At 60.5% G+C, this 22,851-nt stretch carries 22 protein-coding genes; 11 read left to right on the forward strand and 11 right to left on the reverse strand.

Annotated elements, in window-relative coordinates; genetic code table 11:
* Positions 1 to 67 precede the first annotated feature (67 nt).
* Positions 68 to 250 carry a hypothetical protein gene (locus tag JFU48_RS26670; protein ID WP_201138186.1) on the forward strand — a complete coding sequence of 61 codons (183 nt, stop codon included), beginning with the start codon at positions 68 to 70 and terminating at the stop codon, positions 248 to 250.
* Here the strand turns inward: JFU48_RS26670 and JFU48_RS26675 are convergent.
* Both JFU48_RS26675 and JFU48_RS26680 read right to left on the reverse strand, forming a co-directional pair.
* Positions 247 to 1,308: an AI-2E family transporter gene (locus tag JFU48_RS26675; protein ID WP_003223602.1), complete on the reverse strand. Its 1,062-nt coding sequence runs from the start codon at positions 1,306 to 1,308 to the stop codon at positions 247 to 249. The genes JFU48_RS26670 and JFU48_RS26675 overlap by 4 nt on opposite strands.
* Before the next feature lie 110 nt (positions 1,309 to 1,418).
* Positions 1,419 to 2,105: an isochorismatase family protein gene (locus JFU48_RS26680; RefSeq protein ID WP_201138187.1), complete on the reverse strand. Its 687-nt coding sequence runs from the start codon at positions 2,103 to 2,105 to the stop codon at positions 1,419 to 1,421.
* 205 nt (positions 2,106 to 2,310) lie between these two features.
* Here JFU48_RS26680 and trhP point away from each other — a divergent pair, with 205 nt between their 5' ends.
* A complete protein-coding gene (trhP, locus tag JFU48_RS26685; RefSeq protein WP_201138188.1) occupies positions 2,311 to 3,654 on the forward strand; it encodes a prephenate-dependent tRNA uridine(34) hydroxylase TrhP in 1,344 nt (447 codons plus the stop codon).
* Between the two features lie 141 nt (positions 3,655 to 3,795).
* Here the strand turns inward: trhP and JFU48_RS26690 are convergent, their stop codons facing one another.
* Positions 3,796 to 4,659 carry a LysR family transcriptional regulator gene (locus JFU48_RS26690; protein WP_201138541.1) on the reverse strand — a complete coding sequence of 288 codons (864 nt, stop codon included), beginning with the start codon at positions 4,657 to 4,659 and terminating at the stop codon, positions 3,796 to 3,798.
* Between the two features lie 101 nt (positions 4,660 to 4,760).
* Here JFU48_RS26690 and JFU48_RS26695 point away from each other — a divergent pair, with 101 nt between their 5' ends.
* On the forward strand, positions 4,761 to 5,654 hold the full coding sequence (locus tag JFU48_RS26695; RefSeq protein WP_201138189.1) for a DMT family transporter: 894 nt from the start codon (positions 4,761 to 4,763) through the stop codon (positions 5,652 to 5,654).
* Positions 5,655 to 5,790: 136 nt separating this feature from the next.
* On the opposite strand, the gene JFU48_RS26700 is transcribed toward JFU48_RS26695, so the two are convergent.
* Both JFU48_RS26700 and JFU48_RS26705 read right to left on the reverse strand, forming a co-directional pair.
* Positions 5,791 to 6,021: a hypothetical protein gene (locus JFU48_RS26700; protein ID WP_201138190.1), complete on the reverse strand. Its 231-nt coding sequence runs from the start codon at positions 6,019 to 6,021 to the stop codon at positions 5,791 to 5,793.
* A gap of 92 nt (positions 6,022 to 6,113) precedes the next feature.
* Positions 6,114 to 6,827: a FadR/GntR family transcriptional regulator gene (locus tag JFU48_RS26705; RefSeq protein ID WP_201138191.1), complete on the reverse strand. Its 714-nt coding sequence runs from the start codon at positions 6,825 to 6,827 to the stop codon at positions 6,114 to 6,116.
* Positions 6,828 to 7,195: 368 nt separating this feature from the next.
* Between JFU48_RS26705 and JFU48_RS26710 the strand changes: the two genes are divergently transcribed.
* Together JFU48_RS26710 and gudD are read left to right on the forward strand one after the other, a co-directional pair.
* Positions 7,196 to 8,542, forward strand: a complete 1,347-nt coding sequence (locus JFU48_RS26710) for an MFS transporter (protein ID WP_201138192.1) — start codon at positions 7,196 to 7,198, stop codon at positions 8,540 to 8,542.
* Between the two features lie 25 nt (positions 8,543 to 8,567).
* Entirely contained in the window at positions 8,568 to 9,911 is a 1,344-nt protein-coding gene (gene gudD / locus JFU48_RS26715) for a glucarate dehydratase (RefSeq protein ID WP_201138193.1), read from the forward strand.
* Between the two features lie 129 nt (positions 9,912 to 10,040).
* Here the strand turns inward: gudD and JFU48_RS26720 are convergent, their stop codons facing one another.
* On the reverse strand, positions 10,041 to 10,913 hold the full coding sequence (locus tag JFU48_RS26720) for a LysR family transcriptional regulator (protein ID WP_045122372.1): 873 nt from the start codon (positions 10,911 to 10,913) through the stop codon (positions 10,041 to 10,043).
* Positions 10,914 to 11,073: 160 nt separating this feature from the next.
* On the opposite strand from JFU48_RS26720, the gene ampC reads away from it, so the two are divergent.
* On the forward strand, positions 11,074 to 12,240 hold the full coding sequence (gene ampC, locus JFU48_RS26725) for a class C beta-lactamase (protein ID WP_201138194.1): 1,167 nt from the start codon (positions 11,074 to 11,076) through the stop codon (positions 12,238 to 12,240).
* Between the two features lie 102 nt (positions 12,241 to 12,342).
* On the opposite strand, the gene JFU48_RS26730 is transcribed toward ampC, so the two are convergent.
* A complete protein-coding gene (locus tag JFU48_RS26730; RefSeq protein ID WP_201138195.1) occupies positions 12,343 to 12,915 on the reverse strand; it encodes a DUF4174 domain-containing protein in 573 nt (190 codons plus the stop codon).
* A 209-nt stretch (positions 12,916 to 13,124) separates the two neighbouring features.
* On the opposite strand from JFU48_RS26730, the gene JFU48_RS26735 reads away from it, so the two are divergent.
* The gene (locus JFU48_RS26735) at positions 13,125 to 13,598 is read left to right on the forward strand and encodes a GNAT family N-acetyltransferase (protein ID WP_201138196.1); all 474 of its coding nucleotides are present in this window, start codon (positions 13,125 to 13,127) and stop codon (positions 13,596 to 13,598) included.
* Positions 13,599 to 13,666: 68 nt separating this feature from the next.
* Here JFU48_RS26735 and JFU48_RS26740 read toward each other — a convergent pair whose 3' ends face one another.
* The 3 genes from JFU48_RS26740 to JFU48_RS26750 all read right to left on the reverse strand — a co-directional run bounded on the left by JFU48_RS26740 (position 13,667) and on the right by JFU48_RS26750 (position 16,823).
* Positions 13,667 to 14,452: a sulfite exporter TauE/SafE family protein gene (locus tag JFU48_RS26740; protein WP_045122371.1), complete on the reverse strand. Its 786-nt coding sequence runs from the start codon at positions 14,450 to 14,452 to the stop codon at positions 13,667 to 13,669.
* Between the two features lie 230 nt (positions 14,453 to 14,682).
* A complete protein-coding gene (locus JFU48_RS26745) occupies positions 14,683 to 15,897 on the reverse strand; it encodes an MFS transporter (RefSeq protein ID WP_201138197.1) in 1,215 nt (404 codons plus the stop codon).
* Between the two features lie 176 nt (positions 15,898 to 16,073).
* A complete protein-coding gene (locus tag JFU48_RS26750; RefSeq protein ID WP_201138198.1) occupies positions 16,074 to 16,823 on the reverse strand; it encodes a hypothetical protein in 750 nt (249 codons plus the stop codon).
* Between the two features lie 234 nt (positions 16,824 to 17,057).
* Between JFU48_RS26750 and JFU48_RS26755 the strand changes: the two genes are divergently transcribed.
* The 3 genes from JFU48_RS26755 to JFU48_RS26765 all read left to right on the forward strand — a co-directional run bounded on the left by JFU48_RS26755 (position 17,058) and on the right by JFU48_RS26765 (position 19,734).
* Positions 17,058 to 18,206, forward strand: a complete 1,149-nt coding sequence (locus tag JFU48_RS26755) for an aldose epimerase family protein (protein WP_201138199.1) — start codon at positions 17,058 to 17,060, stop codon at positions 18,204 to 18,206.
* A gap of 207 nt (positions 18,207 to 18,413) precedes the next feature.
* Positions 18,414 to 19,235, forward strand: a complete 822-nt coding sequence (locus JFU48_RS26760; protein WP_201138200.1) for an aldo/keto reductase — start codon at positions 18,414 to 18,416, stop codon at positions 19,233 to 19,235.
* 28 nt (positions 19,236 to 19,263) lie between these two features.
* Entirely contained in the window at positions 19,264 to 19,734 is a 471-nt protein-coding gene (locus JFU48_RS26765) for a DUF1810 family protein (protein WP_201138201.1), read from the forward strand.
* Here the strand turns inward: JFU48_RS26765 and JFU48_RS26770 are convergent.
* Entirely contained in the window at positions 19,699 to 22,059 is a 2,361-nt protein-coding gene (locus tag JFU48_RS26770; RefSeq protein ID WP_201138202.1) for a DNA polymerase II, read from the reverse strand. The two genes, JFU48_RS26765 and JFU48_RS26770, sit on opposite strands and share 36 nt — an antisense overlap.
* 329 nt (positions 22,060 to 22,388) lie before the next feature.
* Between JFU48_RS26770 and JFU48_RS26775 the strand changes: the two genes are divergently transcribed.
* Positions 22,389 to 22,829, forward strand: a complete 441-nt coding sequence (locus tag JFU48_RS26775) for a CBS domain-containing protein (protein WP_045122370.1) — start codon at positions 22,389 to 22,391, stop codon at positions 22,827 to 22,829.
* The last annotated feature ends 22 nt before the right edge of the window (positions 22,830 to 22,851 follow it).

The following is a 22,851-nucleotide window of genomic DNA, read 5'->3' on the forward strand; positions in this document are numbered from 1 at the left end:
AGCGTTGATTGTCCCTGAGCGCAGCGAATCCCTAAGGTAGCTCCACAGATTGATGGAGGTACTTGTCATGGCTCAGGTTCAAATCATGTCGGTAGTTGGCAGCGCTGTTCCCGCATCGCTCAGAGCATCGGGATTGCTCGCCTGCTGGTATCTGGTGCGCGATGGCGAGCCGATCAGCGGCCCGCTCACGTCATTACCGGCGGCGCAGGCGTTGTCGCGGAAAATCGTCAGCACCCCGTTCCACGCCTAAGGCAGCTGGATTTTCGGTTTGGTCTCAATGAACAGCGCCCAGCTCGACATGAACAGCGCCGCGATCAGCGGTCCGATCACGAAACCATTGAGGCCGAACACCGCCAGACCGCCGAGGGTCGAGATCAGGATCATGTAATCCGGCATGCGCGTGTCCTTGCCGACCAGGATCGGGCGCAGCACGTTGTCCACCAGACCGATTACAAATACCCCGAACAATCCCAGCACCACACCCTGCCAGATCATCCCGCTGAGCAGGAAGTACACCGCCACCGGCGCCCAGACAATCCCCGCGCCCACCGCCGGCAACAGCGACAGAAACGCCATCATCACCGCCCACAGCAATGCGCTGGGGATGCCGAGAAACCAGAAAATCGCCCCGCCCAATGCACCCTGAGTGATGGCCACCACCAGATTGCCCTTCACCGTCGCGCGCACCACACGATTGAATTTCAACTGCAAACGACGTTTCTGGTGTTCCTCCAGCGGCACGGCGGTGCGCACTTTGCGCGCCAGTTCGGCGCCGTCACGCAAAAAGAAAAAAAGCAGGTACAACATGATGCCGAAGCTGACCACGAACTCGAATGTGCCTTGACCGAAACTGAACGCCTGACTCGCCAGCACCTGACTGCCCTGCATCGATGCCTTGACGATTTTCTCGCGCAGACCATTGAGTTCGCCCATGCCAAAGCGATCGAGCAGATGCTGGAAGTACGGCGGCAGGCTGTGTTTGAACTGCGCTATATAGGCGCCGATGTCCAGTTGGCCACTTTCGATGTTGGTGTACAGCGTCGCGCCTTCCTGGACCAACAACACGCTGAGGATGATCACCGGCAAAATCGCGATCACCAGACAAATGCCCAGGGTGCATAGAGAAGTCAGATTGCGTTGCCAGCCGAACTTCTGCTGCAACCGGCGCTGCATCGGCGCAAACAGGATGCCGAGGATCACCGCCCAGAACACCGCGCCGTAGAACGGCAGCAGAATCCAGATGAAAGCGACCGTCACCAATACCAGCAGTACCGTGAGGGATTTGAATTGAAGGCTTTTTTCGTTCATGTCCGATCCATGTCAGTCAGGCGTCGTGCACGCCCCGATCCTTAGTCCGCCGGGACGCGCACGAGTGCCATCTTTATTCATGGAGCATAGTTGCCGATCACGGCCAGCATTCAGCGCACCGGCAGCTTGACGATCTGCTCGGTGGTCATGACGTCACCGAAGGTGTCTTCCACTTCCGCCAGCGCAGCCTGGTGCAGGGAATCCTTGTCGATGGACGAGCCATTGACGCGGGTAATCGCACGGGTGGCCGAGGCGTCGGAGGCGACGATCACGTTGTAACCCAGCGGCGCAGCATCCCGCGCGGCGCCGGCGACGCAGGCGTGAGTCATCAACCCGGAAATGATCAGCGTATTGATGCCGGCCTTCTTCAGGCGTTCGTCAAGGTCGGTGCTGGCAAATACGCTGACCGTGGTCTTTTGCAGAACCACGTCTTGCGGGCGTGGCTGCATGTCCTTGTGAAATTTAACGGTCTCGCCATCGATGGCAAATACCGGCGAGCCAGCCGGCGCGACGTGCTGCACGTGATACACCGGGATCTTGTGGCTGTCGGCGAAGCTGATCAGCTCACGGGTTTTCGCCAGAGCGGCGGCACCGTCCGGGATCGGCATCCGGCCGCTGAAATATTCATTCTGGAAATCGATCACCACCAGCGCGGATTTGCCGGCCGGCAAATGATCGGCCGCTGTGGCGCCGGACATCGCACGAATGGTCGGGTGGCTGTCAGCCATTGCCCCGGTGCTGGCCAAGACACCGGAAAACGCACAAGCGGTGAGAAAGCGACGAGTAAAGTTCTGCATGGGAGAGTCCTGTTTCGGTTGATTTGATGAGCGAATGTTAAGAAGCCACCGTCGCACCGAACACAGTGAAACCGCCACATGATTTGTGCAGGACCTACACAAATGAGCTGCACAGATCAGCCTCGCTGACTCAAACGTAGATCCAGATCAATAAACCGCACTTGCCACTGCACTACCCTGCCGCGCTTTTGCGACCGATGCCGCCATGAAGCCAGAACTCCCCCTCGCCGCCCCGGAACTGCTCGCCCCTGCCGGCACCCTGAAGAACATGCGCTACGCCTTCGCCTACGGTGCCGATGCGGTTTACGCCGGGCAGCCGCGCTACAGCCTGAGGGTGCGCAACAACGAATTCGACCACGCCAACCTCGCCCTCGGCATTCGCGAAGCGCAGGCCCAGGGCAAGCGCTTCTACGTGGTGGTCAACATCGCCCCGCATAACGCCAAACTGAAGACTTTCCTCAAAGATCTGGCACCGGTGATCGAGATGGCACCGGACGCCCTGATCATGTCCGATCCGGGATTGATCATGCTGGTGCGCCGGCACTTTCCGCAGATGCCGATCCACCTCTCGGTGCAGGCCAACACGGTGAACTGGGCGAGTGTCGAGTTCTGGCAGCAACAGGGGCTGAGCCGGATCATCCTGTCGCGGGAGCTGTCGCTGGAAGAAATCGGTGAAATCCGCGAGCAGGTGCCGGGCATGGAACTGGAAGTGTTCGTCCACGGCGCGCTGTGCATGGCTTACTCCGGACGCTGCCTGCTGTCGGGCTATATGAACAAGCGCGACGCCAATCAAGGCACCTGCACCAACGCCTGTCGCTGGAAATATTCGGCGCAGGATGCCACCGAAAATCAGCTCGGCGAGATCGTGCAGACCTTCCAGCTTGAGCCGACCCTCGGTATCGGCGCGCCGACCGATCAGGTGTTCCTGCTGCAGGAAGCCAATCGGCCCGAAGAGTTGATGCCGGCTTTTGAGGACGAGCACGGCACTTACATCATGAACGCCAAGGATCTGCGCGCCGTGCAGCACGTCGAGCGCCTGACACGCATGGGCGTGCATTCGCTGAAGATCGAGGGCCGCACCAAGTCGCACTTCTATTGCGCACGCACCACTCAGGTCTATCGCCGGGCAATTGACGACGCGATGGCCGGGCGCGAGTTTGATCGCAGCCTGATGACCGACCTGGAATCACTGGCCCAGCGCGGCTACACCGAAGGTTTCCTGCGCCGCCATGTGCATGACGAATACCAGAATTATCAGAACGGCAGCTCGGTGTCGGAGCGCCAGCAGTTCGTTGGCGAACTCACCGGCGAGCGCCGCGACCGGTTGGCCGAGGTCAAGGTGAAGAACCGTTTTGCCTTGGGCGATCATCTGGAATTGATGACTCCGAAGGGCAATTTCCACTTCGATCTGCACCAGTTGCAGAGTGCCAGGGGCGAAGCCATTGAAGTCGCCCCCGGCGACGGGCACACGGTTTACCTGCCAATTCCGGATGCAGTAGATCTACGCTTTGGCCTGCTGATGCGCGACCTGACTGCTCAATCGAACTGAAATACGTGGATAAACGGTGGCGAGCGAGCTTGCTCGCGCCGGGTGGCGAAGCGCCCCCAAGATTTCGCAATCATCGCTTTTTTTGAGAGTGCTGCGCACTCTTGCGGGAGCAAGCTCCCTCGCCACAGTGAAGCACTGTATTCAGAGGAATTCCTCGCGCAACATCGCCACGAACGCCTCACGCGCCGGGTGTACCCCGGCGTTTTCGTGCCAGTAAAACAGGTTGTCGATCGCAGTCAGCTCAGGAAACTCATAGCCCACGCATCCAGCGCCTTTGGCGTATTGCTCGAACACGCCTTTAGGCACCAATGCCACGCCGGCGCCAGCACTCACGCAACCGACAATCGCCCCGTAACTCGCCAGGCTGACAATCGGCAGCGCCTGTCCCTGACGCAACAACCAGTGCTCCAGCGCCGCCCGATACGGGCAACCCTGCGGCCACATGAACACGGTTTTATCCTGCAAGTCGTGGATGTCACGCACCGGGCCGAACGACGTCGAAGCAATCAGCAGCAGCTCCTCGCGGTACATCGGCGTGCGTTTGAGTTGCGCGCGCTCGACGTCCACCGCGACGATGGCGCCGTCCAGGCGATGGCTGACGGTATCGTCGAGCAATTGGCCCCAGGTGCCAGTGGTCAACTCCAGCGCCACCTGAGGATAGCGCTGGTGAAACTTGGCCAACAGCCGCGGCAAACGCCCGGTGGCCGAGGACTCGATCGCGCCGATACGCAGCGGACCGGACGGTTCGGCGGCGGGATCCACCGCGCGCTTGGCTTCGGCGGTCAGCGCCAGAATCCGCTCGGCATACGCCAGGAACGTCTGCCCCGCCGGGCTGATCCGCAGCCCGCGCCCCTCGCGCAGAAACAGCGCCACACCGAGTTCCGCTTCCAACGCCTTGATCCGTGCGGTGATGTTCGACGGTACACAAAACAGCTTTTCAGCGGCCCGGGCAATGCTGCCCTCGTCGGCCACGGTCTTGAACATGCGGATCTGCGCCAGCTCCATACTCATCACTCAAAGTGAACATTCAGCGCAGTATAAGTCAGTTGTGGAGACTTGTTGGCCGCCCGGATACTCGACGCATCAACCCCTGCGGTGCGCCGATCATGCCGTCTCCTTCTCCCTTGAAAATCATTCTGGCCATGACCTTCGTGGTCAGCTGCTGGGCCTATTCGCCGACCGGCATTCACATCGGCCTGCTGGCCTACGACCCCGGGCATCTGGCGTTACTGCGGTTTCTCCTGGCGTCGCTGTTCATGGCTGTGATCGCGGCGTTCAATGGCATTCGCCTGCCGCAACGGCGCGACGTGCCGCTGTTGTTCGCCCTGGGATTTTTTGCCGTCAGCCTGCATCACGTGGCGCTGAACATCGGCCAGCAAAGCGTCAGTGCCGGCGCCTCCAGCGTACTGGCGCAGTCGAGCCCGTTGTTCAGTACGCTGCTGGCACGCTACGTGTTCAAAGATCAGGTCAGTGTCTGGCGTTGGGGCTGCGTGTTGCTGGGACTGGTCGGCGTGGTGATAGTAGTCAGCGCCGATCAGGGTCTGGGGCAGATCGACGCGCATGGCTTGCTGATTCTACTGGCGGCGCTGTCATGGAGCGTTTATTTCGCCCTGCAAAAACATCACGCCCGGCGTTATGACGGCTTCAGTCTGGCCTGTTATGCGGTGTGGTCGGGGACGCTGCTATTGCTGATTTATCTGCCAGGGCTGGGTGCGGCGGTAGTCAAAGCACCGCTTCGAGTGCAGTGGGCGGTGCTGGCGCTAGGGGTATTTCCCAGTGCACTGGCCTATCTGGCCTGGGGCTTTGTGCTCAGGCATGTGGATTTGAGCCGGGCGACGATGACGCTTTATCTGATACCGCCGACGGCGATGGGGATTGCTTCAGTGGGCCTTGGCGAGCAGCCGGCGCTGATGGTTCTGATTGGCGCGGCGGTGGTGTTGTTCAGTGTGCTGGCGTTGAATCTGGAGCGGCGGGTGGAGGGTCGACCGGTTGAGGTCTGATCGAGGTATTTTACTGAGGCTGATGACCCCATCGCGAGCAGGCTCACTCCTACAGGGGGATGCGCTCTACCTGTGGGAGCGGGCTTGCTCGCAAAAGGTTCGGTACAAACTATAAATATCTCATGCCGAGTTAGCCTCAGCGCCTGTCATCCGACAACGGCGTCGGCTCATCCGCCGACGGCACATCATCGGCAGCCGGTGGATCCTTCCAGTCTTCCGGCCGATCGGCATCACTCAGCGGATCACGCCCCGGGCTCATGCCCGGCGGCGCATCGTGATCGGCCAGCGTCGGCTCGTCCGTGCCGGGCACCGGACGGGTTGGATCGGTCGGCAGCACACCACCCTGAAACAGCAAATCATTAGCCATGACACACCTCACCGAGGAGGTCCGGAAAACCCGGGCCATACAGCTTGGAAGCGTGCCTCTAAACGGCGTGCTATCGAGCAGACCAACGGCAATCAGCCTTGAGCACTGAAGCGATCGCGGCTGTTGGTCAGGTGCAGCCACATGGCCGCGCGCGCGGCATCCGGATCCTGGCGCTTGATCGCATTCAAAATCGCTTCGTGTTCGAGATTGGCCAACTGCCCCAGCTTGCTCAGATCCGCCGCGCCCCGCTCGGCGGCATTGAGCCGCTGACGCGGAATCATTGCGCTGCCCAGGTGCTGCATGATTTCGCTGAAGCAGACGTTGCCGGTGGCTTCGGCGATCAGCAGATGAAAGCGTCGGTCGGCCTCGACGCAACTGTCGTTGCTGTCCAGCAGACGCTGATAGTCATCCAGCGCCTGACGCATTTGCAGCAATTGCTGCTCGCTGCGCCGTAACGCGGCCAACGCCGCGGCCTGTGTCTCCAGGCCCATGCGCAATTCAAGAATGCTGCGCACCCCGAGAGCGGTATCGACATTCAGCCGCAAGCCCTGCTCCGCAGCGCGCTCGATGACGAACGTGCCGATGCCGTGCCGCGTTTCGACCAGTCCCGACGCCTGCAATTTGGAAATCGCCTCGCGCACTACTGTGCGACTCACACCATGCTCCTGAACGATGGCGTTCTCCGACGGCAGCTTGTCGCCGGGTGACATCTGGCCGAGCAGGATCTTCTGGGTGAGTTTTTCCACCAGGTCGTGCGCAAGGTTATGCGTGCGTTTAGGCGCAGGGGTGTCGAGGTCTTCTTGCATGATCGGTTCCGGGCATCGGGGCTCGCGGATCGTAGCACTACGCAGTCGCTGACGAGATTGATTTTAGCGCTGAAATCGCCTCCATCTTGTATGACAACATGCAGGAAATCGGGATTTTATCCTCAAAGAGTCGGTTAAGCACATTTAAAAAATTCTGAATATGTTCGCTGAGAAAAGAAAGCCATGACCGAAAAACCCCAATAAAACCGACTACTTTTGCGAAAAAGGACATAAGAAACTTGCCTGCCAGATGAATTTAATCGCCCCACCCCACTTGTAGGACAAAAAATTCAGGTTGTATGATGTCTATCAACAAAGCAGCACCCAGCACTACCCCCGCATAAAAATAATCAGTGGGAGAAAAACAAGTGAAAACCTCCGTCTCCGGGATGAACGAGGGCGTCGATTCGACACTCGCGTCCGCCATCTCGAAAGTGAAACGCCACGTTCTGCCGCTCTTCGTGATCATGTTCATCGTCAATTACATTGACCGGGTGAACATCGGTTTCGTCCGCACTCACATGGAACATGACCTGGGCATTGGTGCTGCCGCCTACGGCTTCGGCGCCGGTCTGTTCTTCATCGGTTACGCGCTGTTCGAAGTCCCGTCCAACATGCTCCTGCAGAAAGTCGGCGCGCGTATCTGGCTGACCCGCATCATGCTCACCTGGGGTCTGGTCGCCGCCGGCATGGCGTTCATCCAGAACGAAACGCACTTTTACATCCTGCGTTTCCTGCTCGGTGTGGCCGAGGCCGGATTCTTTCCCGGGGTGATCTACTACTTCACGCGCTGGCTGCCGGGTGCCGAACGCGGCAAGGCAATCGCGATTTTCCTCAGCGGCTCAGCGGTCGCCTCGCTGATCTCCGGCCCGCTGTCCGGCCTGCTCTTGCAGATCAATGGCCTGGGCCTGCACGGCTGGCAATGGATGTACTTCATCGAGGGGATGTTTTCCGTGGGGCTGTGTGTGTTCGTGTGGTTCTGGCTCGACGCCAAACCGCACGACGCAAAATGGCTGACCCGCGCCGAACAGGACGCACTGGTCAGCGCCATCGATGATGAACAGAAGGCCCGCGAAGCCGCGACGCCGATCCGCCCGTCGATGGGCAAACTGCTCAAGGACCGGCAGATCATCCTGTTTTGCCTGATCTACTTTTTCATCCAACTGACGATCTACGCCGCGACGTTCTGGCTGCCGAGCATCATCAAGAAAATGGGCGAGATGAGCGATTTCCAGGTCGGGCTGTTCAACTCGATTCCGTGGTTGCTGTCGATCGTCGGCATGTACGCCTTCGCCGCTTTCTCGGCCAAGTGGAAGCACCAGCAGGCCTGGGTGGCGACCGCGCTGCTGATTGCGGCGGCGGGGATGTTCATGTCCACCACCGGCGGGCCGATTTTTGCCTTTGTCGCGATCTGTTTTGCCGCGCTGGGCTTCAAGTCCGCTTCATCGTTGTTCTGGCCGATTCCACAGGCCTATCTGGATGCGCGAATCGCTGCGGCAGTGATCGCGCTGATCAACTCGGTGGGCAACCTCGGCGGCTTCGTCGCGCCGACCACCTTCGGCCTGCTCGAAGAGCACACCGGCTCGATTCAGGGCGGCCTCTATGGCCTGGCCGCGACCTCGATCATCGCCGCCATCATCGTCTTCGCCGCGCGCACCACGCCCAAACCCGCTGCAGACCTCGCCGTGGCCGAAACCGCGCCGAAGCACGCCTGAATTCTGTCTTATTAGGATAAAAATCATGACCGCACACGACACCGCCAAAGCGCCGATCATCACCGACATGCAGGTGATTCCGGTGGCCGGCCACGACGGCATGCTGCTCAACCTGAGCGGCGCCCATGGGCCGTTTTTCACCCGCAACATCGTCATCCTCAAGGACAACGCCGGGCACACCGGCGTCGGTGAAGTGCCCGGTGGCGAGCGCATCCGCCAGACGCTGGAGGACGCCCGCAGTCTGGTGCTCGGCAGCTCGATCGGCAACTATCAGAAAATCCTCAATCAGGTGCGTCAGACCTTCGCCGAGCGTGATGCCGGCGGCCGTGGCCTGCAGACCTTCGACCTGCGCATCACCATTCACGCAGTGACCGGACTCGAAGCCGCCCTGCTCGACCTGCTCGGCCAACACCTCGACGTACCGATCGCGGCGTTGCTCGGCGAAGGCCAGCAGCGCGATCAAGTGAAGATGCTCGGTTATCTGTTCTACGTCGGTGACCAGCGCGAAACCAGCCTCGCCTACCGCAGCGAACCGGATGCCGATAACGACTGGTTCCGCGTGCGTCACGAGAAGGCCATGAGCGCCGAAGCGGTAGTGCGTCTGGCTGAAGCGGCCCAGGCGAAATACGGTTTCCAGGACTTCAAACTCAAGGGCGGCGTGCTCAGTGGCGATGCGGAAATCGAAGCGGTGACGGCCCTGGCCGAACGTTTTCCCGAGGCGCGCATCACCCTTGACCCGAACGGCGCCTGGTCATTGAAGGAAGCGATTCGTCTGTGCCGCGACCAGCATCACGTGCTGGCTTACGCCGAAGACCCCTGCGGTGCGGAAAACGGTTACTCGGGGCGTGAAGTCATGGCCGAATTTCGCCGCGCCACCGGACTGAAGACGGCGACCAACATGATCGCCACCGACTGGCGCGAGATGGGCCACGCGATCCAGTTGCAGTCGGTGGACATCCCTTTGGCCGACCCGCACTTCTGGACCATGCAAGGCTCGGTGCGTGTCGCGCAACTGTGCCATGAATGGGGCCTGACCTGGGGTTCGCACTCCAACAACCACTTCGATATCTCGCTGGCGATGTTTACCCATGTCGCGGCAGCGGCACCGGGCAACATCACCGCCATCGACACGCACTGGATCTGGCAGGACGGCCAGCGTCTGACCAAGGCGCCGCTGCAGATTGTCGACGGCTGCGTGCAAGTGCCGCAAAAGCCGGGTCTTGGGGTGGAGCTGGACATGGATCAGGTGGCCAAGGCCCACGAACTCTACAAAGGCATGGGCCTCGGTGCGCGGGATGACAGCGTGGCGATGCAGTTTTTGATTCCGGGATGGACGTTCGATAACAAGCGGCCGTGCCTGGTGCGCTGACATTCTCAAGCTCACCGTACTTCAAATGTGGGAGCGGGCTTGCTCGCGAAAGCGGTGTGTCATTCAACTCAAATATTGACTGACACGCCGCTTTCGCGAGCAAGCCCGCTCCCACAGGGGGGATTTGTCTCAGGCAGAGATTTGTAGCAGCCAGTTTTTGAACGCCGTCATCGCTGCCGTCTCCGGCCGCGACTGCAAGCGCGTCAGCCAATAACTGCCGGTGGTGATTTCAATCGCAAACGGCTGGCGAATCACGTCCGCCGCCAGTTGCCGGGCGAACATCAGCGGCGGCGCCAAGGCCACCCCGCTGCCCTGCAGCGCCGCTTCCATCATCGCCAGCGACGAATCGAACACAATGCTCTGCGGCGGTGCCGCGTGGGTGGCCAGGCCTGCGGCGTGAAACCACTCCGGCCACTCATCGGTGCGATAGGAACGCAGCAAGCGTTGTTGCAGCAGATCGCCCGGGGTGTGCAGCTGCCGGGCAATTTCCGGTACGCACAGTACCGATAGTGGAGCGTCGAGCAGACGCGTTGCCTCGATGCCATGCCACGCTCCGGCGCCAAAACGAATCGCGTAATCCAGACCTTCGGCGGCGACGTCGACCCGATTGTTGTTGGTCGACAGCCGCAAATCTATGAGCGGATGTTTCGCCTGGAAGTCTGCCAGTCGCGGCAGCAGCCAACCGACCGCAAAGGTTCCTACGGCGCCCACGGTCAACATTTCCCGATACTGACCGCCGGCCAGCCGCTCGAGCATCTGCGCGATATGATCGAACGACGTGGTCAACACCGGCAACAGGGTTTCCCCTTCACTGGTCAGCATCAGCCCACGGGGCAGGCGTTTGAACAGGGTGACATTGAGCTGCGCCTCAAGGCTTTTGACCTGATGGCTCACCGCCGCTTGGGTCACGCACAGTTCCACGGCAGCGCGGGTAAAGCTCAAATGCCGCGCCGAGGCTTCGAACGCGCGCAGTGCATTGAGCGGCAGTTGAGGTCGAATCATGCCCAGTCCCAAATTTTTCTAATGGCTCATGCGAAATATCATCGTTTGTCGACGAGTGCCAGACTGCCTAAATTGTCGGCGCTGATCAGCTGCCCAACATTACAATTGCCCGCAGTCTAGCGGGATAACACCCTCAACACTCATGGAGAGTGGTTCATTTATGTCATTCATCAATCCGAGCAAAGTCATTTCCTGCAGCGCATTCGGCCTGTTTTTCGGCGCCGCAGCGTGCATGGCTGCCACGCCCAGCGACGAGCAACTGCAAGCCCTGGTACAAAAAGCCGTTACCCCGGTGATGCAGCAGCAGAACATCCCCGGCCTCGCCGTGGCCATCACCGTCAACGGCCAGCCGCATTACTTTAATTACGGCGTCGCCGCCAAGGATACCGGGCAGAAAGTCAGCGAAAACACCCTGTTCGAAATCGGCTCGGCGAGCAAAACCTTCGCCGCGACCCTGGCGGGCTATGCGCAGGCGACGGGCAAACTGGACCTGTCGACCAAGGCCAGCCAGATCTGGCCAGAGCTCAAGGGCAGCGCCTTCGATGGCATCAGCGTGCTGCAACTGGGCACCTACAGCGCCGGCGGCCTGCCGCTGCAATTCCCTGACGAGTGGGACTCGGCGGACAAGATGCTCGGCTACTACAAACAGTGGAAACCGAGCTTCCCGGCCGGTAGCCAGCGTCTGTATTCCAACCCGAGCCTGGGCCTGTTCGGTTATCTGGCCGCCAAGACCCTCGGTCAGCCATATGATCAGGTGATGAGCGAAACCCTGCTGCCGAAACTCGGCCTCAAGCACACCTTCATCCAGGTGCCCGCGTCCGAAGCCAAGCTTTACGCCCAAGGTTACGACAAGAAAGACCAACCGGTTCGGGTCAGTCCAGGCGCACTGGATTCCGAAGCCTACGGTATTAAAACCAGTGCTGCGGATCTGCTGCGGTATGTCGAGGCCAACCTGAAACCGGCCAGCCTTGAAGCGCCGCTGCAAAAAGCTATCGCCGCGACCCACACCGGTTACTACACCGTTGGCGACATGACCCAAGGCTTGGGCTGGGAGCGTTATGCCTATCCGATCAGCCTCGATAAATTGCAGAACGGCAACTCGACGCCGATGGCCATGGAAGCGCACAAGGTCAAATGGCTGGCCTCGCCACAGCCTGAACCGGACAACGTGCTTTACAACAAAACCGGCGCGACTGGAGGCTTCGGCGCCTATGTGGCGTTTGTACCGTCGAAGGATCTCGGCATCGTGATCCTGGCGAACAAGAATTACCCGAATGCGGAACGGGTGAAGATTGTCCACGAAATATTCAGCGCCCTGACTGACTGATGTTGAAACGGTGGCGAGGGGATTTATCCCCTCTCCACAAACGGGCAATAAAAATGGGCGACCCTGCAGAGGTCGCCCATTTTTTTGATTCAGGCCATGCCGTCAATCATCCGGCATTTCCGGCGGCTTGCTCGGTTTCGCGGGTTTGGTTGGCTTGGCGCCCTTCTCGCCTTTCTTGGCTGCCGGTTCGGCGGCAGTGGCCTTGGTTTCGGCGACCGTTGGTACGGTGATGTCTTTCTCGCTGGCCGGCAGCGCATCAACCGTGTCGAAGATTTTCTTCAGGTCCACCGACTTCGCTTCATCGCCCGAGGCCGAAAGTTTGATTTCGCCGTCCTTGCCGATCAGGAACACTTTCGGGTACGCGCCGGCACCGAGTTTCAGCGAACGCAGCAAAGCCATGGTGTCTTGCTGGCCGAGGTCTTTGCCATCGAGCTGACCGGCCATATTGAGGATGGTGTAGACCTTGATGTTGCGATCAGTCACACCTTTCTTGCTCGCCGGATCGTCCAGCGACTTTTTCAGCCCCACCCACACCGGGTCGGCGGTGCTTTGTGCGATCACGATCAACGGTCGGGCCCGTCCCATATCCCCGGCTATGGGCGAGTCGTTGTCAGCGGCGAACAAGGGGCCGGCAATCGCCAGCAAGAGTGTCAGGGTCAGTGACCTGATGAGCATGCGCATCTCCTTTTGATATCCACGCTCTAATGATTGCGCATCGTGGCGATTGTTCCGGGGTCGTGCCCGGCAAATATGTTTCGCCTTGTCAGAAGCTTAGGTCAGCCCCGTCATTGCGCAACCGCATCGGCGTAATCGTGACGCGGATTTGATTACCTTTTATGAGCGCATTAGGGTGGCCGTTCTGCCCACGAAATGGAGTTCACCCCATGCACATCGACTACCTGTGCGATCACCCGCATTTGATTGAGGAACTGGCCGAACTCAATTTCCAGGAATGGGGCGAGTTCCGTCCCGGCGACACCCTTGCAGCCCGCACCGAACGGATGCGCGCCGCCTGCGGCAAAGGTGCAATTCCCAGCGTGGTGGTGGCCATTGAAGACAGCAGATTGCTCGGTGGCGCGCTGTTGATCGACAGTGACATGAAGATCCGTCCCCAACTGACGCCATGGCTGGCGGGCGTCTACGTGAAATCAGAAGAGCGTGGACGCGGGATTGCTTCGCAACTGGTCAACAGGATCGTCGATGAAGCCGCGGCGCTGGGAGTGACCGAGTTGTATCTGTACACCGACGCGGCACAATCGCTGTATGCGCGGCTGGGATGGGAGGTGGTCGAGGATCTGGTTTACGAAGACCTGCCGGTGACCGTCATGAAATTCAACATCATTCATACCCCAGTGTAGGAGCTGCCGCAGGCTGCGATCTTTTGATTTTGAAGGTCAAAAGATCGCAGCCTGCGGCAGCTCCTACATCAGAACGCCAGTTTGTAGCCGATCAACAGCAGCATGGTCGCCAGGCACGGGCGCAGCAATTCATCGGAAATGCGCCCGGTCAGGTGGCTGCCGAGCCAGATGCCCGGCAGCGAACCCATCAGCAGGAAGCCCAGCACGCCCCAATCCATGTTGCCCATGCTCGCATGCCCCAGCCCCGCAACCAGGGTCAGCGGTACGGCGTGGGCGATTTCGGTGCCGACCAGACGCCGGGTCGGCAACAGCGGGTAGAGGATGAACAGCGCGACCGTGCCCAAGGCGCCGGCGCCGATTGAAGTCAGGGCGACCATGGTGCCGAGGATCAGGCCGGTGATCACCGTCATCACATTCAGGCGCGCGCCGCTCGGGTTGTAGTTGCCGCCAGCGCGTTTGTGGGCGAATTCGAGGAGGCGCTTCTTGAACAGAATCGCCAGCGCCGTGGCGAACAGCACCCAACCCAAGGCTTGTTTGATGATCGCGTTCATCGCCTCGGGCGCGGTGTGCAGACTGCTGAGAAACCACAAGGTCATCGCCACCGCTGGCACGCTGCCGAGAGTCAGCCAACCGGTGATGGCCCAGTCGATGTTGTCGTTCTTCTTGTGCACCAGCACGCCACTGGATTTGGTAATGGCTGCATACAGCAGATCAGTGCCCACCGCTGTTGCCGGGTTGATGCCGAACCACAGCAGGATCGGCGTCATCAAGGAACCACCGCCGACACCGGTCATGCCGACAATAAACCCCACCACCAGCCCGGCAATCACCAGGCCGAAATTTGCCAATTCCATTAAGACGTCCAGAAAAAACGACAGGAAAAATCTGGCCCGCAGCATAGCGATTTTTCATATAACCACATATATCAATGCGGTCTATCGTTATGCCTTCCAGCTACACCGCCTTTATCTGAGTGGGAGCGGGCTTGCTCGCGAAAGCAGTGTGTCATTCACATAGATATCGACTGACACGCCCTCTTCGCGAGCAAGCCCGCTCCCACAGGGGTTATAGGGTGCCAGGTAGATCAATGCACGCGCCGGCCCGGTTTGAAACTGTGATGACGGTTGATCCACACCGTCGCCAGCGCAATCAGCGACAGGATCAACAGCGCCCACGGAAACGACATCGCCCCCGCCCGATCCAGCAGCAGCCCGCCAAACAGACCGCCGCCGGCAATCGCCACGTTCCAGGAGGTGGTGAGCATCGCCTGCACCACGTCCACATGCTCGCCAGCCGAATCCGCTGCAGCCGTCAGCAGCAACGTCGCCGAGCCACCAAACGACAAGCCCCACACGGCCATGCAGGTATAGATCAGCCACGGCGACGGTGACATCAGCGCCAGCACCAGGGCGGTCACGGCAAACACCGCGAGGCTGATCAGGGTCAGCCAGCGCAACCAGCGATCCACCAGCAGGCCGATGATCCAGATCCCGACCAGCGAACACAGACCAAACACCAGCAGCACCAGATCGACCCGCTCGGCCAGCCCGGCCTGCATCAGGAACGGTGCAATGTAGGTGTAGAGAATGTTGTGCCCGAGCATCCAGGTCAGTACCACGAACAGTACCGGCCGTACGCCCGGCAGACGCAGCGATTGCAGCAGCGGCAGGCGTTCGGCGCTGGTCTGGCCGGGACGATCGGGCACCGCCAGCACGATCCACGCCGCCAACACCAATGCCAGCGCCGACATGATCCCGAACGAAGCGCGCCAACCGATCAGGTTGCCCAGCCAAGTCCCCGCCGGTGTGCCCAGCGACAGTGCCACTGGCGTGCCGAGCATGGCGATCGCCAACGCCCGCCCCTGTTGATGCGCCGGCACGATCCCGCGGGCGTAACCGGCCATGATCCCCCATGACAGGCCAGCTGCCATCCCGGCCAGAAACCGCGAAGCGAGGGTCAGACCGTAATGGCTGGAGAACGTGGTGATGGTGTTGAACACCAGGAAACCGCCGACCGTCATCAGCAGCACCCGCCGCCGTGGCCAGCCCCGGGTGGCGACGGTCAGAGGAATCGCCGCGACGATCGAGCCCAGCGCATACAGCGTCACCAGTTGCCCGGCGAGCACTTCGCTGACCCCAAGCCCGCCGCCAATTTGCGGCAGCAGCCCGGCAGGCAGGGTCTCGGTGAGGATGGCGATGAAGCCGGTCATGGCGAACGCCAGCAACGCGGCATAGGGCAGTTTTTCTGCACGGGTGGCGTGGTCGAGGCGGGTGAATTCGGTGCTTGCGGAGTCGGTCATGACAGGTGCAGCTCCCTTTGGATCAATAGCAGCGATGGATTGTATACAAAAATTCCACTCACAATTTGATCAATGTGGGAGCGAGCCTGCTCGCGAATGCGGTGGATCTATCAGAGATTCAGCGCCTGGCAGATCGCTTTCGCGAGCAGGCTCGCTCCCACATTGGATCTCCGCACTTACTGCACCGGAAGGAAATTCAAGAACAGCAGACTCTGCGCGTAGTTCAGGCCGATGCGCCGGTAGCGCTCATCAAGCATCTGCGTCAGCAAGTCGAGGCGCGCGACGATCTTGCCGAATTCGGTGGCGAAACTCAGGTTGCTGCCCTCCTCCGAGATTTCGTTGGAGAACAACAAAGGCTGGCCTTCCTTGTTCTGGCGCTGGGACAGAATCCACGTGGCTTTCTCGATGTTGCGCGCGGCGTTGTGGACGAAGGTCGGGTTGATCGCATCGGTCATGTAGAACTCGATGCGATTGCCATGGGCGGTGACCAGCATGCTGCCGATGGCATAGATGAAGGCGCCGACCCGATCCCCGAGAAACTCCGGACTCATCGCATAGCTGAGCGCCGCCAGATCTTTGCGCCCGCCCAATACCGGTAACGGTTGCTGTTGTTCGACGGCCAGGCGCACCTGTTTCACCGCCGTGTTGATGTCGAGGAAGCCCGACTTGCGCAGTTCTTCCGGGTTGCGCAAATACAGCTTGCCCATCAGGCGATACAGACTGTTGAGGTTGTCGCGCATCGCCAATGTGGCCATGCGGTCGACGCTGGTTTGCAGGAATTCCTGCGGCTGCCCCTCTCGCATCTGAGCGAAAAAGCCATTGCCGTCCTGATGCGTGCAACCGCTGACAAACAGCGACGACAGGCAGGCCAGCAACAGGCACGGGCGGCGAACGAATCGGGCGATCGGGGGAAAAACTCTCGGCATGAATTCTCGAACAGGCACATTCCTGCGCGGCGGGCGTCGCCGCATCCTGGCCATGGATAGAGCCGTCGAATCCGGAAAAGTGCAGCGCTGGCACGATTTCCCGACCTTCGGCAACTATTTAGTATGACTTTATATTTGCGCTAAACCTTTAACCGGCTATAAATTCTGACTCAACTCACAATTAGCATGACTATTAACCTGTTTTGAAAACAACAACAAAAAGGAAGGTCAACCATGCTTCAATCACGTCACCTGCTCTCCGGCCTCGGACTGTCCCTGATGATCGCCACCCTCTCCGCCAACGCGGCCGGCCTCAGCGCCGAACACAAAGCCTTCGGCAAAACCAATGACGGCACCCCCGTCGAGCAATACATCCTGCGCAACAGCCACGGCATGCAGGCGACCGTCATCACCTACGGCGCCACCCTGCAATCGCTGCTGGTGCCGGACAAACACGGCAAAGCCGCCGATGTGGTGCTGGGCTTCGACGATGTCCAGGGCTACCAGAAAGGCACGGCCTATTTCGGCGCGACCATCGGCCGTTTCGGCAATCGACTGGCCGACGGCGCGTTCGAACTCGACGGCAAGCGGTATCAGGTGCCGCAGAACGACAAGTCCAACGCCTTGCATGGCGGCACTTTGGGCTTTGACAAAAAGGTCTGGAAAGCCGAGCCCGTCACAGACAAGGATTCGGTGGGCGTGACCCTGACCTACCTGTCGGCGGACGGCGAAATGGGCTTCCCTGGCAACCTCACCACGCAAGTGACCTATCGCCTGACCGACAGCAACGAACTGCGCATCGACTACAAGGCCAGCACCGATAAACCGACAGTGCTCAACCTGACCAACCACAGCTACTTCAACCTCGCCGGCGCCGGTAATGGCGACGTGTTGAAACAAGTCGCGACCCTGCACGCCAGCCGCTATACCCCGGTCACGGCCAAGCTGATCCCGACCGGCGAACTGGCACCCGTGGCCGGTACGCCGATGGACTTCACCACGCCCACCGCGATTGGCACGCACATCAAGGCTGATCACCCGCAGCTGAAATTCGCCGAGCCGAAACAGGGCGGCTTCGATTTCAACTGGGTGCTGGATACCAAGGGTGATCTGAGCAAGGTCGCCGCCGAGGTCAGCGATCCGCAGTCCGGGCGGCATTTGCAGCTGTTCACCAGCGAGCCGGGGGTGCAGTTTTACACCAGCAACTTCCTCGACGGCACGGTCAAGGGCAAGGGTGGCAAGGTCTATCCGCACTGGGGCGCGTTTACCCTGGAGACTCAGCATTATCCGGACTCGCCGAATCAGCCGGATTTCCCAAGTACGCGGCTGGATCCGGGACAGGCTTATACACAAAGCGTCGTCTTGAAATTCACCACAAAATAACTGACCTCACTCATCTCCTGTGGCGAGGGAGCTTGCTCCCGCTGGGGCGCGAAGCGGCCCTCGCTTTTCATTAAGTTGGAAAGCAGCGGCCTGCTGCGCAGTCCAGCGGGAGCAAGCTCCCTCGCCACAGGTTCATCGCCCTCCATTGGAACCCCTGCGCTATCCTGCTGCCCACTAAGGTATCGACCATCAGCACAGGAGGTTTGAATGCGTACCCTCGAACTGGCAGGCGTGCAGGTTCCAGTGATCGGCCAGGGCACCTGGCGCATGGGCGAAGATCGCTCGGCGCACCCGCGTGAAGTGTCCGCGCTGCGCCAAGGCATTGAACTGGGCATGACCCTCATCGACACGGCGGAAATGTACGCCGAGGGCGGTGCCGAAAGCGTGGTCGGCGAAGCCATTGCCGGTCTGCGCGACCAAGTGTTTCTGGTGAGCAAGGTCTACCCGCACAATGCCAGCCGCAAAGGCATCGCCCAAGCCTGCGAGCGCAGCCTGCGCCGGCTCGACACCGATTACATCGACCTCTATCTGCTGCATTGGCGCGGCCAGTATCCGCTGGATGAAACCGTCGAAGCGTTCGAACGCCTGCGCGAGGACGGCAAGATCGGCCGCTGGGGCGTGTCGAATTTCGATGTCGATGACCTCGAAGAACTGGCCAACCCGGCGTGCGCCACCAATCAGGTGCTGTACAACCTGGAAGAGCGCGGCGTCGAATTCGATCTGCTGCCATGGTGCCAACAGCAGCGCATGCCGTTGATGGCGTACTGTCCGATTGGCCAGGGTGGCGCGATGCTGGCTGAACCGGTGCTGAACAAGATTGCCACTCGTCACAACGTGACCCCGGCACAGGTTTCACTGGCGTGGATTCTGCGTCAGGATGATGTGATTGCGATTCCCAAGGCTGTGCGACCGGAACACGTGCAACTCAATGCACAAGCGGCGCAGTTGCAACTGGATGCCGGGGATCTGGCGGCGCTGGACCAGGTATTCAAAGCGCCACAACGCAAGCAGCGGCTGGCGATGGTCTGAGTCGCTGCCGGCTGGCGAGGGCTTCGTCGTGAGAAGCACTGATCAGTGCGATCCGTTCAATCTTCAGCGTTTCGTCCAGGCCCAGGATCCGGTATTCGAACGGATCCAGCGTGAACTCGACGAGGGGCGCAAGCGCAGCCACTGGATGTGGTTTGTGTTCCCGCAGTTCGCCGGGCTCGGTGGCAGCGAAATGTCGCGGCGCTTCGCCATTCAGTCTGCCGAGGAAGCCGAGGCTTACCTGGACCATGACCTGCTCGGCGCTCGACTGCGCACCTGCACGCAGTTGGTGCTGAACATCCGTCAGCGTTCGATTGCCGAGATTTTCGGCCACCCCGATGACCTGAAGTTTCACTCCTCGATGACGCTGTTTGCCCAGTTTGGCGCCGAGGACAGTCTGTTCAATCAGGCACTGGAGCGTTACTTCCACGGCATCCTCGACGAATGGACCCTGCAACTGCTGGACTCAAAACAGGCCCAGTTGCCCCCCGATCAGGGTTGAGAAATCGTCGTCGACGAACGGCAGAATCGCATCGGCCACCGGTTGCAGCTGGCGGGTGATGTAGTGATCGTAGTCGATGGCGGCGCGGCGCACTTCCAGCGGTTCCGGTCCGGCCAGGGTGATCACGTAACTGATCCAGCCGCCGTTCTGATATTGCCGCGGGCGCCCATGCTGTACGTTGTAATCGTCGGCCAGCCGCGCTGCGCGCACATGCGGCGGCACGTTGCGTTCGTAGTCATCGAGGGTGCGGCGCAGGCGCTTGCGGTAGACCAGTCGCTCATCGAATTCGCCGGCCAGGGTCTTGCGCACGTAATCGCGCACGTAATCCTGATACGGCTTGCGCTGGAAGATTCGCTCGTACAACTCCTGCTGGAACTGCCGGGCCAGCAGTGACCAGTCGGTGCGCACGGTTTCCAGGCCCTTGTAGACCATTTCTTCACTGCCGTCGGCGCGGGTCACCAGTCCGGCGTAGCGCTTTTTGCTGCCCTCCTCGGCGCCGCGAATGGTCGGCATCAGAAAACGTTTGTAGTGGGTTTCGTACTGCAATTCCAGGGCACTTTGCAGGCCGTACTCCTCGCGCACATGCTCGCGCCACCAGTCGTTGACATGCTTGACCAGCGCCTGACCGATCTGCGCCGCTTCCTCCTGCCCGTGCGGCCGGCGCAGCCAGACGAAGGTCGAGTCGGTGTCGCCGTAGATCACTGCGTGGCCCTGCGCTTCGATGAGCTGACGGGTGCGCAGCATGATCTCGTGACCGCGCAGGGTGATCGACGACGCCAGACGCGTATCGAAAAATCGGCAACCGCTGGAACCGAGCACGCCGTAGAAGGCGTTCATGATGATTTTCAACGCCTGCGACAGCGGCGCGTTGTGCTCGCGCTTGGCGGTCTCGCGGCCTTCGGCGACCCGCGCGACAATCGACGGCAGGCAATGTCGGGTGCGCGAGAATCGGGCGCCGCGAAACCCCGGCACTGAATCGGCATCGTCCGGGTGTTGCAGGCCTTCGATCAGCCCCACCGGGTCTATCAGAAAGGTGCGGATGATCGACGGATACAGGCTCTTGTAATCGAGCACCAGCACCGACTCGTAGAGGCCCGGTTGCGAATCCATGACGAAGCCGCCCGGGCTGGCCTGAGGCGGATTGGTGCCCAGATTCGGCGCGACGAAACCCTGGCGGTGCATCAGCGGCATATACAGGTGAGTGAACGCCGCCACCGAGCCACCGCTGCGATCCGCCGGCAGCCCGGTAACGCTGGCGCGTTCGAGCAGAAACGTCAGCAACTCGGTCTTGGCGAAGATCCGCGTGACCAGCTCACAGTCCTTGAGGTTGTACTTGGCCAGCGCCGGTTTGTCCTCGGCGAACATGCGGTTGATCTCGTCCATGCGCTGGTACGGGTTGTCGATCGCCTTGCCCTCGCCGAGCAGGGTCTGGGCGACGTTTTCCAGGCTGAACGAGGGGAAACTCCAGGTCGCCGAGCGCAGCGATTCAATGCCGTCGATGATCAGCCGCCCCGCCGCCGAGGCAAAGTAGTGCGTGCGGCTACCGTGTTCGCGCCACTGCATCTCTTCGCCGCCGCGACCAATTTTCAGCGGCACGCCGAGGCGCCGCGCATGTTCGTGGAGGATGCGCAGGTCGAACTGCACGACGTTCCAGCCGATGATTGCGTCGGGATCGTGGCGGGCGAACCAGTCGTTGAGTTTCTTCAGGATCACGGTGCGCGAGTCGCAGTATTCGAGATCGAAGTCGACGATGCTCGCGTCACCGTTGGGCGCACCGAGCATGTACACCTGACGCTGGCCGCAGCCTTCGAGGGCAATGGAATACAGTTCGCCGGTTTCGGTAGTCTCGATGTCCAGCGAGACCAGGCGCAGTTTGGGCCAGTATTTGGGATCGGGCTTCAGTTGGGCATTGAGCAAGACGCCGTCGGCATCGGCAGTGCCGCTGAACAGCACCGGCGCGGTGATGAAGCGTTCCATCAGGTAGCGTTCCGGCGGGCGCACGTCGGCTTCATAAACGTCGACACCGGCGCGGTTGAGCGCGGTTTCCAGGCGCATCAACTGGCCGTGTTGCTGGCAATACAGGCCCAGCACCGGGCGATGCTCGAAATCCTGCAGGGCCAGCGGGCGCAGTTCGACGTTCTTTTCGTCGTGCAGCAGGCGTTCGGCCGCCTCGCGCTGGGCGGCGGGGATAAACGCTACCGAGGTCTGCGGCGCCAGGCGCACACGGCGCGGCCCGGCGTCGGTCGCCAGCCAGAACTCGACTTCGGTGCCGGCCGGGGTATCGCGCCAATGCCGGGTCAGGACGAAGCCCTGCTGTAAATCCACCACTGCAACCTCAGGAATTGAATCAGAGGGGCATTCTACGCTGCCCTTTAAGCGATAACCCCATTCCCTGTGGTGAGGGAGCTTGCTCCCGCTCGGCTGCGCAGCATTCGTAAAACCAGGCAATGCGGTGCATCAGGCAAACCGAATTCTCAGGGTTTGGGCCTGCTACGCAGTCCAGCGGGAGCAAGCTCCCTCGCCACAGGGTTGGAGCAAAGCCGGAAAAACCGGCAAATGACGTTTTTTGCGTGCTATCTGCCGCTTTGCCACCTTGCTCTGCGCGCCAGCGTCTACGATGCTTGGAGAACAACGACAACACCTGAGTAACCGCCATGAAGACCGTCGCCCAACTGCTCAAGCTCAAAGATCAGAAAAATCAGGAAGTACACCAGATCAAACCCGGTCACATGGTGCTCGAAGCGCTGATGAAGATGGCCGAGAAAAACGTCGGGGCCTTGCTGGTGGTGGAGAACGACGAAGTGCTGGGCATCATCAGTGAGCGTGACTACGCGCGCAAACTGGTGCTGCACGGGCGTTCCTCGGTGGGCACACCGGTGCGCGACATCATGGTTTCACCGGTGATCACCGTGGACACCCACCAGACCGTCGACACCTGCCTGAGCATCATGTCCGACAAACGCCTGCGCCACCTGCCGGTGGTGGAGAACGGCAAGCTGATCGGTCTGTTGTCGATCGGCGACCTGGTAAAAGAGGCGATTGCCGAACAGGCAGAGCTGATCAAACAGCTGGAGCAGTACATTCGCGGGGAATAAACCCTTCCCACTTACAGGAGTG

The organism is Pseudomonas sp. TH49 (assembly GCF_016650625.1).
In the GTDB taxonomy this organism is placed as follows: domain Bacteria; phylum Pseudomonadota; class Gammaproteobacteria; order Pseudomonadales; family Pseudomonadaceae; genus Aquipseudomonas; species Aquipseudomonas fluorescens_H.

What these genes read in the sequence shown, in the direction of transcription:
- JFU48_RS26670 (WP_201138186.1), top strand. Translation starts at nt 68, where the DNA reads ATGGCTCAGGTTCAAATCATGTCGGTAGTTGGCAGCGCTGTTCCCGCA.
- JFU48_RS26675 (WP_003223602.1), bottom strand. Translation starts at nt 1,308, where the DNA reads ATGAACGAAAAAAGCCTTCAATTCAAATCCCTCACGGTACTGCTGGTA.
- JFU48_RS26680 (WP_201138187.1), bottom strand. Translation starts at nt 2,105, where the DNA reads ATGCAGAACTTTACTCGTCGCTTTCTCACCGCTTGTGCGTTTTCCGGT.
- trhP (WP_201138188.1), top strand. Translation starts at nt 2,311, where the DNA reads ATGAAGCCAGAACTCCCCCTCGCCGCCCCGGAACTGCTCGCCCCTGCC.
- JFU48_RS26690 (WP_201138541.1), bottom strand. Translation starts at nt 4,659, where the DNA reads ATGGAGCTGGCGCAGATCCGCATGTTCAAGACCGTGGCCGACGAGGGC.
- JFU48_RS26695 (WP_201138189.1), top strand. Translation starts at nt 4,761, where the DNA reads ATGCCGTCTCCTTCTCCCTTGAAAATCATTCTGGCCATGACCTTCGTG.
- JFU48_RS26700 (WP_201138190.1), bottom strand. Translation starts at nt 6,021, where the DNA reads ATGGCTAATGATTTGCTGTTTCAGGGTGGTGTGCTGCCGACCGATCCA.
- JFU48_RS26705 (WP_201138191.1), bottom strand. Translation starts at nt 6,827, where the DNA reads ATGCAAGAAGACCTCGACACCCCTGCGCCTAAACGCACGCATAACCTT.
- gudD (WP_201138193.1), top strand. Translation starts at nt 8,568, where the DNA reads ATGACCGCACACGACACCGCCAAAGCGCCGATCATCACCGACATGCAG.
- JFU48_RS26720 (WP_045122372.1), bottom strand. Translation starts at nt 10,913, where the DNA reads ATGATTCGACCTCAACTGCCGCTCAATGCACTGCGCGCGTTCGAAGCC.
- ampC (WP_201138194.1), top strand. Translation starts at nt 11,074, where the DNA reads ATGTCATTCATCAATCCGAGCAAAGTCATTTCCTGCAGCGCATTCGGC.
- JFU48_RS26730 (WP_201138195.1), bottom strand. Translation starts at nt 12,915, where the DNA reads ATGCTCATCAGGTCACTGACCCTGACACTCTTGCTGGCGATTGCCGGC.
- JFU48_RS26735 (WP_201138196.1), top strand. Translation starts at nt 13,125, where the DNA reads ATGCACATCGACTACCTGTGCGATCACCCGCATTTGATTGAGGAACTG.
- JFU48_RS26740 (WP_045122371.1), bottom strand. Translation starts at nt 14,452, where the DNA reads ATGGAATTGGCAAATTTCGGCCTGGTGATTGCCGGGCTGGTGGTGGGG.
- JFU48_RS26745 (WP_201138197.1), bottom strand. Translation starts at nt 15,897, where the DNA reads ATGACCGACTCCGCAAGCACCGAATTCACCCGCCTCGACCACGCCACC.
- JFU48_RS26750 (WP_201138198.1), bottom strand. Translation starts at nt 16,823, where the DNA reads ATGCCGAGAGTTTTTCCCCCGATCGCCCGATTCGTTCGCCGCCCGTGC.
- JFU48_RS26755 (WP_201138199.1), top strand. Translation starts at nt 17,058, where the DNA reads ATGCTTCAATCACGTCACCTGCTCTCCGGCCTCGGACTGTCCCTGATG.
- JFU48_RS26760 (WP_201138200.1), top strand. Translation starts at nt 18,414, where the DNA reads ATGCGTACCCTCGAACTGGCAGGCGTGCAGGTTCCAGTGATCGGCCAG.
- JFU48_RS26775 (WP_045122370.1), top strand. Translation starts at nt 22,389, where the DNA reads ATGAAGACCGTCGCCCAACTGCTCAAGCTCAAAGATCAGAAAAATCAG.